Annotated in this window: 17 protein-coding genes and 1 pseudogene; 10 read left to right on the top strand and 8 right to left on the bottom strand. The window is 67.8% G+C overall.

The genetic code is table 11. The annotated features are described in order from the left end of the window. Nucleotides 1-87 precede the first annotated feature (87 nt). The 3 genes from DPV79_RS20070 (at nt 88) to DPV79_RS20075 (ending at nt 2546) form a co-directional block, all read left to right on the top strand. Nucleotides 88-1014, top strand: a complete 927-nt coding sequence (locus DPV79_RS20070; protein WP_113046304.1) for a LysR family transcriptional regulator — start codon at nt 88-90, stop codon at nt 1012-1014. A 105-nt stretch (nt 1015-1119) separates the two neighbouring features. Continuing rightward, nucleotides 1120-1293, top strand: a complete 174-nt coding sequence (locus DPV79_RS42705) for a hypothetical protein (protein ID WP_165843537.1) — start codon at nt 1120-1122, stop codon at nt 1291-1293. After that, on the top strand, nt 1290-2546 hold the full coding sequence (locus DPV79_RS20075; protein ID WP_113046305.1) for an MFS transporter: 1257 nt from the start codon (nt 1290-1292) through the stop codon (nt 2544-2546). The genes DPV79_RS42705 and DPV79_RS20075 overlap by 4 nt, the downstream gene beginning before the upstream one ends. A 15-nt stretch (nt 2547-2561) precedes the next feature. On the opposite strand, the gene DPV79_RS20080 is transcribed toward DPV79_RS20075, so the two are convergent. Continuing rightward, on the bottom strand, nt 2562-2807 hold the full coding sequence (locus tag DPV79_RS20080) for a hypothetical protein (RefSeq protein ID WP_133295690.1): 246 nt from the start codon (nt 2805-2807) through the stop codon (nt 2562-2564). Here DPV79_RS20080 and DPV79_RS20085 point away from each other — a divergent pair. From DPV79_RS20085 to DPV79_RS20095, 4 genes are all read left to right on the top strand, one after another. Next, a complete protein-coding gene (locus tag DPV79_RS20085; protein ID WP_113046307.1) occupies nt 2806-3906 on the top strand; it encodes an NAD(P)H-dependent flavin oxidoreductase in 1101 nt (366 codons plus the stop codon). The genes DPV79_RS20080 and DPV79_RS20085 overlap by 2 nt on opposite strands. Before the next feature lie 183 nt (nt 3907-4089). After that, nucleotides 4090-4461 (top strand): GFA family protein, encoded by a 372-nt coding sequence (locus tag DPV79_RS20090; protein WP_048022703.1) that lies wholly within the window; start codon nt 4090-4092, stop codon nt 4459-4461. Further along, nucleotides 4458-4586, top strand: coding sequence for a hypothetical protein (locus DPV79_RS43655; protein WP_021159600.1), 129 nt, complete (start codon nt 4458-4460; stop codon nt 4584-4586). The genes DPV79_RS20090 and DPV79_RS43655 overlap by 4 nt, the downstream gene beginning before the upstream one ends. Nucleotides 4587-4698: 112 nt before the next feature. Further along, the gene (locus DPV79_RS20095) at nt 4699-5154 is read left to right on the top strand and encodes a MarR family winged helix-turn-helix transcriptional regulator (protein WP_113046308.1); all 456 of its coding nucleotides are present in this window, start codon (nt 4699-4701) and stop codon (nt 5152-5154) included. 48 nt (nt 5155-5202) lie between these two features. On the opposite strand, the gene DPV79_RS20100 is transcribed toward DPV79_RS20095, so the two are convergent. Next, nucleotides 5203-5928: a GNAT family N-acetyltransferase gene (locus tag DPV79_RS20100; protein WP_113046309.1), complete on the bottom strand. Its 726-nt coding sequence runs from the start codon at nt 5926-5928 to the stop codon at nt 5203-5205. Nucleotides 5929-6141: 213 nt separating this feature from the next. Between DPV79_RS20100 and DPV79_RS43760 the strand changes: the two are divergent. Beyond that, nucleotides 6142-6531 (top strand): annotated as a pseudogene (locus tag DPV79_RS43760) (phospholipid methyltransferase); the annotation flags it as partial. A gap of 260 nt (nt 6532-6791) precedes the next feature. Here DPV79_RS43760 and DPV79_RS20110 read toward each other — a convergent pair. The 4 genes from DPV79_RS20110 to DPV79_RS20125 all read right to left on the bottom strand — a co-directional run bounded on the left by DPV79_RS20110 (nt 6792) and on the right by DPV79_RS20125 (nt 8405). After that, nucleotides 6792-7121 (bottom strand): DUF4148 domain-containing protein, encoded by a 330-nt coding sequence (locus DPV79_RS20110; RefSeq protein ID WP_113046310.1) that lies wholly within the window; start codon nt 7119-7121, stop codon nt 6792-6794. A gap of 72 nt (nt 7122-7193) precedes the next feature. Beyond that, on the bottom strand, nt 7194-7520 hold the full coding sequence (locus tag DPV79_RS20115) for a DUF4148 domain-containing protein (RefSeq protein ID WP_059682827.1): 327 nt from the start codon (nt 7518-7520) through the stop codon (nt 7194-7196). A gap of 68 nt (nt 7521-7588) precedes the next feature. Then, nucleotides 7589-7915, bottom strand: coding sequence for a DUF4148 domain-containing protein (locus tag DPV79_RS20120; protein ID WP_113046354.1), 327 nt, complete (start codon nt 7913-7915; stop codon nt 7589-7591). A 70-nt stretch (nt 7916-7985) separates the two neighbouring features. After that, complete coding sequence (locus DPV79_RS20125; protein WP_042975135.1) at nt 7986-8405, bottom strand: organic hydroperoxide resistance protein; 420 nt, start codon at nt 8403-8405, stop codon at nt 7986-7988. 388 nt (nt 8406-8793) lie between these two features. Here DPV79_RS20125 and DPV79_RS20130 point away from each other — a divergent pair, with 388 nt between their 5' ends. Then, nucleotides 8794-10113, top strand: a complete 1320-nt coding sequence (locus DPV79_RS20130; protein ID WP_027787365.1) for an MFS transporter — start codon at nt 8794-8796, stop codon at nt 10111-10113. 56 nt (nt 10114-10169) lie between these two features. On the opposite strand, the gene DPV79_RS20135 is transcribed toward DPV79_RS20130, so the two are convergent. Further along, entirely contained in the window at nt 10170-11057 is an 888-nt protein-coding gene (locus DPV79_RS20135) for a LysR family transcriptional regulator (protein WP_027787364.1), read from the bottom strand. Between the two features lie 103 nt (nt 11058-11160). Here DPV79_RS20135 and DPV79_RS20140 point away from each other — a divergent pair, with 103 nt between their 5' ends. Continuing rightward, a complete protein-coding gene (locus tag DPV79_RS20140) occupies nt 11161-12414 on the top strand; it encodes an alpha-hydroxy acid oxidase (RefSeq protein WP_113046311.1) in 1254 nt (417 codons plus the stop codon). 42 nt (nt 12415-12456) lie between these two features. Here the strand turns inward: DPV79_RS20140 and DPV79_RS20145 are convergent, their stop codons facing one another. Next, a complete protein-coding gene (locus DPV79_RS20145) occupies nt 12457-12921 on the bottom strand; it encodes a RidA family protein (RefSeq protein ID WP_113046312.1) in 465 nt (154 codons plus the stop codon). Nucleotides 12922-13054 lie beyond the last annotated feature (133 nt).

Raw genomic sequence — 13054 nt, forward strand, 5'->3', positions numbered from 1 at the left:
CCGGGCATCGCACTGGTGTGCGGTAGACTGCTCGCTCGCTTGCCCGCCGCCCATTACACGGCCGTTCGCAACCGGCCCGCTCAAACCATGGATCGAATCGACGCGATGAAGGTGTTCGTCGCCACGCTGGACGAAGGCAGCCTCGCGGGCGCGGGCCGCAAGCTCGGCCGGTCGCCGGCGGCGGTCAGCCGCGCGATCGCGTTTCTCGAGGCGCACACAGGCACCGCGCTGCTGTACCGCACGACCCGGACGATCCGGCTCAGCGAAGCCGGCGAACGCTACGCCGCCGCGTGCCGCCGCATCCTGTCCGATCTCGAGGAAGCCGACATGCTGGTCGCCGACGAACGCTCGGCGCCGCGCGGCATGCTGACCGTCACCGCGCCGGTCGCCGCGGGCGAGGACGTGCTGCGCGCGCTGCTCGACGAATTCATCGAACGCCATCCCGCCGTGTCGATCCGCCTGCAGTTGCTCGACCGTCCCGTCAGCCTGATCGACGAAGGCATGGACGTCGCGCTGCGGATCGCGCACCTGAGCGATTCGACGCTGGTCGCGATTCCGGTCGGCGCGGTGCGGCGGGTCGTCGTGGCGTCGCCCGATTACCTGGCCAGACATCCGGCTATCGAGACGCCGGCCGATCTCGCCCGGCACCAGATCATCTCGATGACGCATTTCGGCCTCGATTCGTGGAGCTTCCCGCCGTCCGCGCCGGCGGCGCTGCCGCAGGTCGTCCAGTTCGCGCCGCGCTTCATCATCAACACGATCCGCGGCGCGGTCGCGTCGGCCGTCGCCGGCCACGGCGTCACGCGGCTCTTTTCCTATCACGTCGCCGAACCGGTGCGGGACGGCACGCTGCAGATCGTGCTGCGCGACAGCGAACACGCGCCGTTGCCGATCCATCTCGTCATGCCTTACGGGCGACTTTCCGTACCGAAGGTGCGTGCATTCGTCGATTTCGCGGCGCCGCGCCTGCGCGAGCACTTCGCGCGGCTGGCGGCCATCACCGACGGCGATTGAACCGGGATGCGGAAGAATGGCTTTCGAGTGACGACGATTCACTCGGCAATCGGCTCAATCTAGACTTCCTTCAACCAACGGACGCGCAGGGCGCCCGTTCAGCGAATGGAGGTCAACATGGATCGAGCGCTTTCCAGCCGGCCCCGCGCCGGTGCGTTCGGCGCGCGCCGCGCCGGGTCCGGCATCGGCATGGCGCGTTTCGCCTTCCTGCCGTTGCCGGCGAACTTCGTCGCGCAAGGGTTTGCCGCACCGACGACCGCGACGGCGAGGGCGCAATGAGCACGATCTCGCAGGCCCCCGCCGCGGCACGGGCCGAACGGCCCGCCGCCGGCTACGCCGAACGCAACGCGCGCTACTGGCGGCGCAATCTCGCCGTCTGCGTGTTCGGGTCGTTCACGACGCTCGTCAGCCTGAGCATGCTGCTGCCGTTCCTGCCGCTGTACGTGCGGCAACTCGGCGTCGACGCGCAGTCGGCCGTGATCCAGTGGTCGGGCGTCGCGTTCGGCGCGACGTTTCTCGGCACGGCCGTCACCGCGCCGCTGTGGGGCCGGCTCGCGGACCGCTACGGCCGCAAGCCGATGCTCGTGCGCGCGGCGATCGGCATGGCGATCGTGATGTCGCTGATCGGCGTCGCGCACAACGTGGTCGAACTCGTCGTGCTGCGGCTGCTCGCGGGGCTCGTCGGCGGTTACGCGTCGGCATCGACCGTGATGGTCGGCACGCAGGCACCGCGCGAACGCGCGGGCTGGGCGCTCGGCATCCTGTCGACCGGCGCGCTCGCGGGCAACCTGGTCGGGCCGCTCGTCGGCGGGCTGCTGCCGGGCTGGCTCGGCATTCGCGGCACGTTCTTCGCCGGTGGCGCGATGATCGCCGTCGCCGCGCTGCTGACGATCTTCGTCGTGAAGGAGGATTTCCACGCGGGCACCGACGCGAAACCGCGCACCGCGAGCGCGACGGCCGGCACGTCGCGCGGCACGGATCGTGCGGCGGTGGCCGCGCTGCTGGTAACGGCGATGATGGTGCTGCTCGCGAACATGTCGATCGAGCCGATCATCACCGTCTATATCGGCGGCCTCGGCGTCGGCAGCGATCATCTCGCGCGTATCGCCGGCGTCGTGATGGCGTGCTCGGCGCTCGGCAGCATGCTGACCGCCGCCCGGCTCGGCGCGCTGGCCGACCGGATCGGCAGCTGGAACGTGATCATCGGCTGCCTGTTGCTGACCGCGCTCGCGATGGTGCCGCAGGCGTTCGTCACGCACTGGTGGCAGCTCGCCGCGCTGCGCGCGCTGATGGGCATGACCCTCGCGGGGTTGCTGCCGTCGATCGGCAAGCTCGTGCGGCAATCGGTCGACGAGCGCGCGACCGGGCAGATGCTCGGTTACCTGCAGTCCGCCCAGTTCAGCGGGCAGGTGATCGGCCCGGTGATCGGCGGGCAGATCGGCGTCGCGCTCGGGCTGCATTCGGTGTTCTTCGTGACGGGTGCGCTGCTGGCGGCTTGCGCGGGGCTCGCGCATTGGGCGCGCGGCCGATAGCCGATAGCCGGCGGGTCACGAGCGGGCGTAGGATGGGCGCAGCAGCAGGTGCCGCGCCGCGCAACGCGCGATGTCGTACACCGTCGCCGCGACGGCAAACACCGCACCGCACGGCTGCGCGCCTTTTTCGACAGAACTTTCATGCGACCGGCTGCGCGCGAGGCACGACCCATGCGCACCGATCCGAACCCGATCCACGCGCTTCGGCCCGCATCCGGTCGAAGCATTTCGATTGCGGATCTTGCAGGAGGCCAGCGACATGAATCAATCGACCGACAACCGGACGCTGTTGCGCACGCTCGGCGTGCGCACACCGATCGTCCAGGCGCCGATGGCCGGCGTCAGCACGCCGGCGCTGGCGGCCGCCGTGTCGAATGCGGGCGGGCTCGGCTCGCTCGGCGTGGGCGCGACGAACGCCGACGGCGCCCGCAAGATGATCCGCGACACGCGCGCGCTCACCGACCGGCCGTTCAACATCAACGTGTTCTGCCACCAACCGGCACGCGCCGACGCGGCCGTCGAACGCGCGTGGCTCGACTGGCTCGCGCCGGCGTTCCGCGAATACGGCGCGACGCCGCCCGCATCGCTGTCGGAGATCTATACGAGTTTCGTCGCGGACGACGCGATGCAGGCGCTGCTCGTCGAAGAGAAGCCGGCCGTCGTCAGCTTCCATTTCGGGCTGCCGTCCGCGGACGTGATCGACGCGCTGAAGCGCGCGGGCGTCACGCTGTTCGCGGCCGCGACGAATCTCGACGAGGCGCACCGGATCGCCGCCGCCGGCATCGACGCGATCGTCGCGCAGGGCATCGAAGCGGGCGGCCACCGTGGCGTGTTCGATTCGACCGCCCATGACGACCGCCTCGGCACGTTCGCGCTCACGCGCCAGATCGTGCGCGAATGCGCGCTGCCGGTGATCGCCGCCGGCGGCATCATGGACGGCGAGGGCATCGCCGCCGCGCTCGCGCTCGGCGCGCAGGCCGCGCAGCTCGGCACGGCGTTCGTCGCGTGCCCGGAGACATCGATCGACGACGGTTATCGCCGCGCGCTGCTGAGCGACGCCGCACGGCGCACGACGTTCACGGCCGCGATCTCCGGCCGGATCGCGCGCGGCATCGCGAACCGGCTGACCACGCTCGGCGACGACCCGCAGGCGCCGGCCACGCCCGCGTACCCGATCGCCTACGACGCCGGCAAGGCGCTGCATGCAGCCGCGAAGGCAAAGGGCGAATTCGGCTACGGCGCGCAGTGGGCCGGGCAGGCGGCGCCGCTCGTGCGGCAGTTGCCGGCGGCCGAGCTGTTCGCCGCGCTCGAACGCGAGACGCGGGCGGCGATCGAGCGGATGCAGCACGTGCTGGATTGATCGCACGATCCGCGCTCCACGCGCGGCGGGCCGCATGCGCATGCCGGCGATCGGAGCATGCAACGCGATTGCCCGCCGCCGATTTGAAACGTCCTGTATCTGCGCGAGCCGCGGATACATCGCGATACATCGCGGGTTCGGGCGTCCGCTATAAAGCAGGCATGACCTCTTCTGGAGTGCACCATGTCTGCCACCTGGCTCAAAGGGTCCTGCCATTGCGGGGCCGTCAGATTCGAAGTCCGGGCCGCCGTGACGCCGGCGGTTCGCTGCAACTGCAGCCTGTGCCGCCGGCGCGGCGCGCTGATGAGTCCGATGTTCGCCGCGAGCGAACTGAAGATCGTCGAAGGCGAGGGCGCGCTGACGTGCTACCGCTTCAACACACACACGGCGCGCCACTATTTCTGCAGCCATTGCGGCGTCTATCCGTTCCATCAGACCCGCAAGGACCCGGCCTGCTGGCGCGTCAATCTCGGCTGCCTCGACGGTATCGACCCGTATGCGCTCGACGCGACGGTCGCCGACGGCGCGAGCCTTTCCGTCGTGGAGGACGCATGAAACGCTGGCTGATGATCCTGCTGTTTGCGGCAGGCGGGGTCGCGACCGAAATCGCGCATCCGGTGCAATGCACGCTGCTGTCGGCCAGCCGCGTGCAGACCGGCAAGCGCCGCACGCCGGATTGACGGCGCGCGGCGCCCGTTGGTTCATCGAGACCGATTTATCATGCTTCCGATAAGATCGCACGCGATATATAATGCGTCCATCTGCGGCCGTTCGCGTCGCTGGAGGACGTTCATGAAACCGACCGAAGCACCATCCACCGCCGCGCCGAAGCTGTCCGAGTTCCTGTGCTTCGCGATCTACTCGACGAACCTCGCGTTCGGCAAGGCCTACAAGCCGATCCTCGAGGAGCTGGGCCTCACGTACACGCAATACATCACGATCATTGCGCTGTGGGAGCAGGACAACCAGACGGTCGGCCAGCTCGGCGAGAAGCTGTTCCTCGAATCCAATACGCTGACGCCGATCCTGAAGAAGCTCGAGGCAATGGGCTACCTGGAGCGGCATCGCGATCCGTCGGACGAGCGCCAGGTGCTCGTCAGCCTGACGAAGAGCGGGCGCCGTGTGCGCGAGAAGGGGCTCGACATGAACCTGGTCGAGGCCACCGGGCTGAAGCCGGACGAATTCGCGAAGATGCAGAAGGCGATCGTCACGCTGCGCGGCAACCTGATCCACTCGACCGACGAATAACCCCACGGGCTACCGGCGGCCGGCACGTGCATCGTGCCGGCCGCGTCGTCATGCGTGCCCGTCGCCCAGCACCAGCAGGTGCATCTCGCGGCGCACGACAAAACCCAGTGCGAGATAGCGCTCGATCGCGACCCGGTTGGACGTGAGGACGTGCAGGAAAGGCGTTTCCGCGCGCGCGTCGATGGCCGCGATCAACGACCGGATCAGACGTGCCGCCAGCCCTTGCCGCCGGAACGCGGCATCCACGCACACGGCGCTGATCTCGGTATACCCGTCGACCTGCATCCGCTCGCCGGCCATCGCGGCCAGCCTGCCTTCGTTGCGGATGCCGATGTAGCGGCCGAGCTCGAACGTGCGCGGGCCGAACGGGCCGGGCTGCGCGGCCGTGGTCAGCGCGAGCATGTCCGGCACGTCGGCTTCCGCGAGCGTGACGTGGCCCGCTTCAGGTGCCGGGGCGGGCGTCCCTCGCCAGACCATTTGCAACAGGGTCGCGCGCCGGATCGCCGACAAGCCCGCCGGCAATTCGATCTCGTCGGGCATGACGAGTGCCGCCGGCCCGTGTGCGGCGACCAGTGCGCGCAACGCGTCGAACGATGCCCCGCCGGTATCCTCGATCGCGGCAAACGGCGCGATGGCCGCCGGAAACCGCCATGCACGGCCGTCGCCGAGCGCAAAGCGGCGCTGCCTGCCGGTCAGCGCGTTCCACACCACATGGTCGAGCGGGTGCGTACTGTCTGTTGCGCCTGTTGCGTTTCCGGTCGTTGCATCGGACATCGGCTGCTCCTCGATTGAAGGTGTCGGTTGCACAGCATAGACCGGGACCGGACGGGCAGGGCGCCGCACAACATCGATCGTGTCACCGGCACGGTGCGGGGATGCGCGGCACGTGTTGCGAAGCCCGGGCCAGCGTTACCGGCGCGCCGGCTCCACCCAGACCGGAAACGACAGGATCGCCGCCAGCCCGTGCCCTCCGGTACCGACAGTCACCTCGACGCGATGCCGCTTGTCGCGATGCCGGCCGAACAGGCCGTCGCGATCGTTCACTGCGCGTTCGCGCGCCACCTCGCCGAGGATGGCGTGTTCGACCAGTTCACCTGCGTGCCGCGCTGCCGGATCCCGGCGCGCTACTTGGAGGCGATGCGCATTCGCGCCGTCCGGATCGGCATTGCGTGGATGATCTTTCCGCCCGCCGTCGTGTACCGCTTCAGACGCCGGGTCGATGCAATCGGCCGTCAATGGCCCGATGCTCCGCCGCGGCGGGATGCGGTTGCGGAAGCAACGATCCTGCACGGCGTCGATATTGTCCGATTGCGCCATACGCCGTCACTCGATTCGAGCGGCGCCAGGCCATCGGCAGACGCGCGTTCATCATCGTGAACACGCTCGGGAATGGGGTGTTGTTCGGCGTGGCACGGCTGCTGTCTTTTCCTGCATGCCAGCTGATCGCGAGAACCGGCGGCCGCATCGGTGCCGCGCGCGATCGAATCCCGGGCCGACACAAGTAACGGATGTACGTCAGCCTGCATCGCTGCTTTCCGCCGAAGGCCGACGAGGAGCGCGCCGTGCTCGCGCGCCCCCGTTCCCCGCCCGTCGTACCGTGCCGCCCGGATAGGCGTCACGATTCCGGCGACGCATGCTCAATGGCCGAAGTAGATCGACCGCTCCGCCATGCGAATCGCGCTGCGGTTTCCCGACTGCGTCGCCCCGACGGCGTCGCCGCCGTAACCGGACGCTTGCGGCCCGACCGCGACCGCATCGTTGTCGTGAACCCGGCGCAGCGCAGCCTGCAGATTGTCCGGATAGTTCGGGTCGTTGGGGCGGTTCGGCAGGTAGCCGGCCGTTTGCAGCGCGGCCAGTTCCGCACGCACCTGCGCACGCGTCACGGTGCTTTCGCTGGCGTACGTCGGCGCGGCAACGGCGGCCGACACGGCAACAAGAAGGGCGGCGATCAGTGGGGTCTTCATCATTCACCTCGACAAATAATTGGATTCAGCGGTTGCGCATCGTGCGCCGGCATCCGGCGCCGTACGCGGATTCGTTCAATGACCGAAGTAGATCGAGCGTTCGGCGACGCGTGTCGCGGGCCGGCGGCCCGACTGCGTCGCGGCGACGGTTTCGCTGCCGTAACCGGATGTCGCCGCATCGGCCACCACGGCGTCGTTCGCGTGAATGCGCGTCAGCGCGGCCTGCAGGTCGACCGGATAGTGCGGATCGTTCGCGCGGCCCGGCCGATAACCGGCCTGTTCCAGCTGGACGAGCTCGGCACGCACCTGCGCGCGGGACACGACGGCTTCATCGGCGAACGCCGGTGCGGCGGCGGAGGCGGACACGGCGACGAGAAGGGCGGCGATCAATTGGGTTTTCATCATTTACCTCGACAGAACGGGGATGGAAGGAATTCAGGGTTCGCGTTTCGACGGACGGCGCAGCACGCTCAATGTCCGAAATACACCGAGCGGTCGGCCACGCTGACTGCATGGCGGCGGCCCGATTGCGTGGCCGCATCGCCGTTGCCGCCGTAGCCGGACGCCCGGTCGTTGCCGGCAACCGCATCGCCCGCCTGGATCCGCGTGAGTGCGGCCTGGAGATCGTCCGGATAGGTTGCGTCGGTCGCGCGATTCAGCGGGTAGCCGGCGTGTTGCAGCTGGGCGAGTTCGGCGCGCACCTGCGCACGCGTCACGGTGGCTTCGCTGGAGAACGCCGGTGCGGCGGCGGTGGCCGAAACAGCGACGAGAAGGGCGGCGATCAATCGGGTATTCATCATTCACCTCGAAAAAAAAGAAAAGGAACCGGGCATTCGGTCAGGCGGCGCCGGGCCGCCCGACGCACGTTCAGGCGATACGGATGTCGACGTCGATGTTGCCGCGCGTCGCCTTCGAATACGGGCAGGTCTGGTGTGCGGCATCGACGATGCGCTGCGCGACGTCGCGATCGAGCCCCGGCACGCTCACGTTCAGCCGGGCCTGCAGAAAGTACGCGTTGCCGGCGGTGCCGAGGTCCACTTCGGCGTCGACGGCGAGATCGGCCGGCAACGTCACCTTCGCGGCACGCGCCGCGAGCTGCATCGCGCCGATGAAGCAGGCCGACCAGCCCGCCGCGAACAGTTGCTCGGGATTGGTTCCGGTGCCGGCGCTGCCCGGCGACGACAACTGGATGTCGAGGCGGCCGTCGGAACTGCGTGCGGCGCCGTCGCGGCCGCCGGAAGTCGTATGCGTCTTGCCCGTGTACAGCACGTGTTCGATCTTGCTCATCATTTGCTCCGTCAGTTGAGGTTTGTCTCAGATGCGATTCGATCGCATGCGACGCAGTTTGGTCTTGTCGCCCACTCACGTCAAGCGCATTCGATTAAATCGCATGCGATATTTTGTATTTCAATGTATCCGGAACGCGGAGCGCCTTTCAGGGCAAGCCTTTCCTGCGATCGATCCCTGATAACCGGGGAACACGGAACGGCGCCGAAACAGGCACGGAAGCGGGGAGTTGCCACCCCGACTTTCCATAAAGCGAACAGGTTCCTTGTCATTATTTCGCTTTCTACAATGCATCGTCTCTTCTAACCTTGCCGCACCCGATCGCAAGCGGCCCGCCCACGGCCGGCACTTGCACGGATCACGAGCACAATCGAAACGGAGACATTACGTGTCGCGCGTCAGCCCTCTTGCAACGGCCACGGATTCCCGGCCGACCGGAACCCTCGCGAACCTTCGATCCATCTTCAGCGGATCGGTAGGCAACCTCATCGAGTATTACGACTGGTACGTGTATTCCGCGTTTTCGCTGTATTTCGCGAAGGCGTTCTTTCCCAACGGCAACCTGACCGTGCAGTTGCTGAACACGGCGGCCATCTTCGCCGTCGGTTTCGTCATGCGCCCGATCGGCGGCTGGCTCGTCGGCCTGTACGCGGATCGCAACGGACGCAAGGCCGCGCTGCTCGTCTCGGTGCTGGCGATGTGCGTCGGCTCGCTGATCATCGGCCTGACCCCCGGTTACGACACGATCGGCCTTGCCGCGCCGGTGCTCCTGGTCTTCGCGCGACTGCTGCAAGGACTGAGCCTCGGCGGCGAATACGCGAGTTCGGCAACGTACCTGAGCGAGATGGCCGACAAGTCCCGGCGCGGCTTCTATTCGAGCTTCCTGTTCGCGACCCTGTCGCTCGGCCAGTTGCTCGCGATGGGTGTGCTGGTCGTGCTGCAGCAGTTTTTCCTGACCACCGCGCAACTCGAAAGCTGGGGATGGCGCATCCCGTTCCTGCTCGGATCGCTGCTGGCCTGCAGTGCGATCTTCCTGCGCAGCAACATGCAGGAAACGGCATCGTTCGAGCAGCACCGCCGCAGCAAGCGGCGCCACGCGTCGATCGCCGACCTGTTCCACCACAAACGCGAGTGCCTGATCGTGGCCGGACTGACGCTCGGCGGCACGGTCGCGTTTTATGCCTATACGACGTACATGCAGAAATTCCTCGTCAACAGCGCGGGGATGAGCAAGGCCGACGCATCGATGGTCTCCGTGATCAGCCTGTTGGCATTCGTCGCGATGCAGCCGATCTTCGGCAGCCTGTCCGATCGCGTCGGGCGTCGCCCGCTGCTGATCGCGTTCGGCGTACTCGGCACGCTCTGCACCGTGCCGATCTTCCAGGCGCTCCGCGGCGTTCAGACAACCGGCGCCGCGCTGGCGCTGATCGTCGCCGCGCTGCTGATCGTCAGCCTGTATTCGTCGGTCAGCGCCGTGGCCAAGGCCGAACTGTTTCCGGTCGGCGTGCGCGCACTGGGCGTCGGGCTGCCGTATGCGATCACGGTGTCGCTGTTCGGTGGAACGGCCGAATACGTCGCGCTGTGGATGAAGAGCATCGGACACGAAGCGTGGTTCTTCTACTACGTGTCGGCGTGCGTGCTCGTGTCGCTGCTGTGCTACCTGTGGATGCCCGATCCCAAGCAGGTCTCGCGCATCGACGAAGCGTGACGACGGCACGCATCTTCGCGATCGCCCGGGCCTGACGCCGGGCGGCAAGCACGAGTTCAGCGGAAGTCCGCGTAATGCCGCACCAGCGACAGCATCGACGGAATCAGCCCGCGCACGTCGCCGCGGCGCCACTGGAACGCATATTGAAGCGGCGCCAGCGGCGGCTCGCTCGTCAGCTGCACGAGATGGCCGCCCGGCCGCGCGCGTGCCCAGTCGACCGGCAGGAAGCCGATGCCGACGCCTTCGCCCAGCATGCCGGCCACCGCACTCCAGTTGTTGCACTCGATCCTGCGCGCATGATTGACGCCGCACGCGAGCAGCCAGTCGTCGAGAATACGTGTCACGCCCGAACCGGACGGCAGCAGCACCAGCGCGTGGCTGGCGAGCAGCGCCGGCGTCAGCACGCGCTCGCGGCCGACCAGCGCCTCGGCCGCCATCCACGCGAACCGCGCTTCCGCCACCGGCTGCGACAGCACGCTGCTGCGCGACGACCGGCCGGCGATCACCGCGAAATCCAGTTCACCGGCATCGACTTTCTCCTCCAGTGCCGCGCCCACGTCGACATACGGCTCCAGCGCCAGCTTCGGGTGCTGCTTCTGGACCGCCGCCACGAAGCGCGGCAGCCACGTCAGCGCCGACAGTTCGCCGACGCCGAAGCGCAGCCGGCCGCTCAACCCTTCATCCCTGGCAACCGATTCCTGCAGCGCTGCGACGGACTCGAGCACCCGCACCACGGCCGGCAGCAGCGCCTCGCCGTCGTCGGTCAGCACGGCCCGGTGGCCGCTCCGGTCGAACAGCGTGCGTTCGACGACCTGTTCCAGTTCGTTGATGCGCTTGGACAGCGACGACACCGACAGGTGCAGCCGTTGCGCAGCGGTCGAGAAGTTTGCGCAGGTCGCCGCCCAGTAGAACGCGTCGAGCTGCTTGAGAGTCGGGGTCGCCATTGTCTTTCGCTTTTATCGAACAAATTCATTGGAAGATTATCGCTTTTTAAGCACGCCGCGCGTACCTAAAATTCCGCCATCGATTCGAAAACAGGCTTCAGACATGACTCCTTCCGCCTCATCCGTTTCCGGAACAAGCCGCCCACTGGCCGATACGCGCACGCCGCACATGCCGCGCGTGCTGCGAAAGATGCTGTGCCTCCATGATTTCGAAGCCGCGGCACGCCGCGCGCTGCCGCGCCCGATCTTCGGCTACGTCAGCGGCGCCGCGGAAGACAACCGCACGCGCGACGACAATCGTGCCGTGTTCGACGAGTACGGGTTTGCGACGCGCGTGCTGCGCAACGTGTCGCAGCGGGAGCAGGGCGTCGAGCTGTTCGGACGACGCTACGCGTCGCCTTTCGGCATCGCACCGATGGGGATCCACGCGCTGTCGGCCTATCGCGGCGATATCGTGCTGGCGCGGGCCGCACAGCGCGCGGGCATCGCATCGATCATGAGCGGCTCGTCGCTCATTCCACTGGAGGAAGTCGCCGCCGCCGCGCCGGAAACCTGGTTCCAGGCATACCTGCCCGGCGACGCAGGCCGCATCGGCGCGCTGCTCGAACGCGTGGCGCGTGCCGGCTACCGGACGCTCGTAATCACGGTCGACATCCCCGTGTCCGCCAATCGCGAAAACAACGTGCGGACCGGCTTCACCACGCCGCTGCGCCCCGGGCCGCGCCTGTTCTGGGACGGCATCGTGCGCCCGCGCTGGCTCGCCGGCACCTTCGCCCGGACGTTGCTCGCGCACGGCATGCCGCATTTCGAGAACTCCTTTGCCACCCGCGGCGCGCCGATCCTGTCGTCCACGGTGCAGCGGGATTTCTCGGCCCGCGACCATCTCGACTGGGGCCACCTGGAACGGATCCGGCAGGAATGGAAGGGCGAGCTGGTGATCAAGGGCATCCTCAGCGTGGACGATGCCGTCATCGCCCGCGACGCCGGCGCCGACGGCATCATCCTGTCGAACCACGGCGGCCGCCAGCTTGACGGCGCGGTCTCGCCGATGCGGATCCTGCCCGACGTGGTTCGGGCGCTGGGCGCGGACTATCCGGTGATGATCGACAGCGGCTTTCGGCGCGGGTCGGACGTGCTGAAAGCGGTCGCGATGGGCGCGCGCATGGTGTTCGTCGGGCGGCCGTTCAATTACGCGGCGGCCGTGGCCGGTGAAGCCGGCGTCATGCACGCGATCGGGCTGCTGCGCGACGAAGTGGACCGGAACATGGCCATGCTGGGCGTCGAACGGTGCAGCGGCCTGACGCCCGACGTGCTGATTCGGAAAGGCGGCGTCTCTGCGTCGCCGACGACCGTGTAGCGTAGGGAAGGCCGGTTGCCGCCCTCCGGGACGATACCCGCATTACGCCGGATCGATCGCGGCGATCACGACGAGGATCACGGCCGCGTCGGCCGGCAACTGGCGCTGGGAGAACGCCGAGCGCGCGTGTCCCGCCTTGTCGCCCAGCACGGCGGCGAACAGGTCCGACGCGCCGTCGATCACGGCCGGCTGCCCGAAAAAACCGTCGGCCGAACTGACGTGCCCCTCGACGCGCACGATCTTGCTCAGGCGTTCGAAGCCGCCCAGGTGCCGGCGGATCTGCGCGAGCACGTTCAGCGCCGCGAGCCGGGCGGCATGCTTGCCGTCGTCGACGCTCAACTGTTCGCCGACGCGGCCGGTATACGCGACCTTGCCGTCGACGAGCGGCAGTTGTCCCGACACGAACAGCAGGTTGCCCGCTTCGCTGACGGCCGTATAGCTGCCGAGCGGGTTCGGCGGTTCGGGTAACGCGAGGCCGAGCTCGGCCAGCTTCTGTTCGACGGTCATGTCATGCTCCTTGCAGGAAAAGGGTTGGGGCAATCGGTGCTGCCTGCGAGTCACTGTAGTCATGCGACCGAAGCCGGTAAATGTCGGTCGCGCAATTGATTCACGACGCGGTGTAACGAATCGCGCCATGCGC

This window comes from Burkholderia reimsis (genome assembly GCF_003294055.1).
In the GTDB taxonomy this organism is placed as follows: domain Bacteria; phylum Pseudomonadota; class Gammaproteobacteria; order Burkholderiales; family Burkholderiaceae; genus Burkholderia; species Burkholderia cepacia.

What these genes read in the sequence shown, in the direction of transcription:
- DPV79_RS20075 (WP_113046305.1), top strand. Translation starts at nt 1,290, where the DNA reads ATGAGCACGATCTCGCAGGCCCCCGCCGCGGCACGGGCCGAACGGCCC.
- DPV79_RS20140 (WP_113046311.1), top strand. Translation starts at nt 11,161, where the DNA reads ATGACTCCTTCCGCCTCATCCGTTTCCGGAACAAGCCGCCCACTGGCC.
- DPV79_RS20100 (WP_113046309.1), bottom strand. Translation starts at nt 5,928, where the DNA reads ATGTCCGATGCAACGACCGGAAACGCAACAGGCGCAACAGACAGTACG.
- DPV79_RS42705 (WP_165843537.1), top strand. Translation starts at nt 1,120, where the DNA reads ATGGAGGTCAACATGGATCGAGCGCTTTCCAGCCGGCCCCGCGCCGGT.
- DPV79_RS20110 (WP_113046310.1), bottom strand. Translation starts at nt 7,121, where the DNA reads ATGATGAAGACCCCACTGATCGCCGCCCTTCTTGTTGCCGTGTCGGCC.
- DPV79_RS20145 (WP_113046312.1), bottom strand. Translation starts at nt 12,921, where the DNA reads ATGACCGTCGAACAGAAGCTGGCCGAGCTCGGCCTCGCGTTACCCGAA.
- DPV79_RS43655 (WP_021159600.1), top strand. Translation starts at nt 4,458, where the DNA reads ATGAAACGCTGGCTGATGATCCTGCTGTTTGCGGCAGGCGGGGTCGCG.
- DPV79_RS20070 (WP_113046304.1), top strand. Translation starts at nt 88, where the DNA reads ATGGATCGAATCGACGCGATGAAGGTGTTCGTCGCCACGCTGGACGAA.
- DPV79_RS20115 (WP_059682827.1), bottom strand. Translation starts at nt 7,520, where the DNA reads ATGAAAACCCAATTGATCGCCGCCCTTCTCGTCGCCGTGTCCGCCTCC.
- DPV79_RS20135 (WP_027787364.1), bottom strand. Translation starts at nt 11,057, where the DNA reads ATGGCGACCCCGACTCTCAAGCAGCTCGACGCGTTCTACTGGGCGGCG.
- DPV79_RS20085 (WP_113046307.1), top strand. Translation starts at nt 2,806, where the DNA reads ATGAATCAATCGACCGACAACCGGACGCTGTTGCGCACGCTCGGCGTG.
- DPV79_RS20080 (WP_133295690.1), bottom strand. Translation starts at nt 2,807, where the DNA reads ATGTCGCTGGCCTCCTGCAAGATCCGCAATCGAAATGCTTCGACCGGA.
- DPV79_RS20125 (WP_042975135.1), bottom strand. Translation starts at nt 8,405, where the DNA reads ATGAGCAAGATCGAACACGTGCTGTACACGGGCAAGACGCATACGACT.
- DPV79_RS20120 (WP_113046354.1), bottom strand. Translation starts at nt 7,915, where the DNA reads ATGAATACCCGATTGATCGCCGCCCTTCTCGTCGCTGTTTCGGCCACC.
- DPV79_RS20090 (WP_048022703.1), top strand. Translation starts at nt 4,090, where the DNA reads ATGTCTGCCACCTGGCTCAAAGGGTCCTGCCATTGCGGGGCCGTCAGA.
- DPV79_RS20095 (WP_113046308.1), top strand. Translation starts at nt 4,699, where the DNA reads ATGAAACCGACCGAAGCACCATCCACCGCCGCGCCGAAGCTGTCCGAG.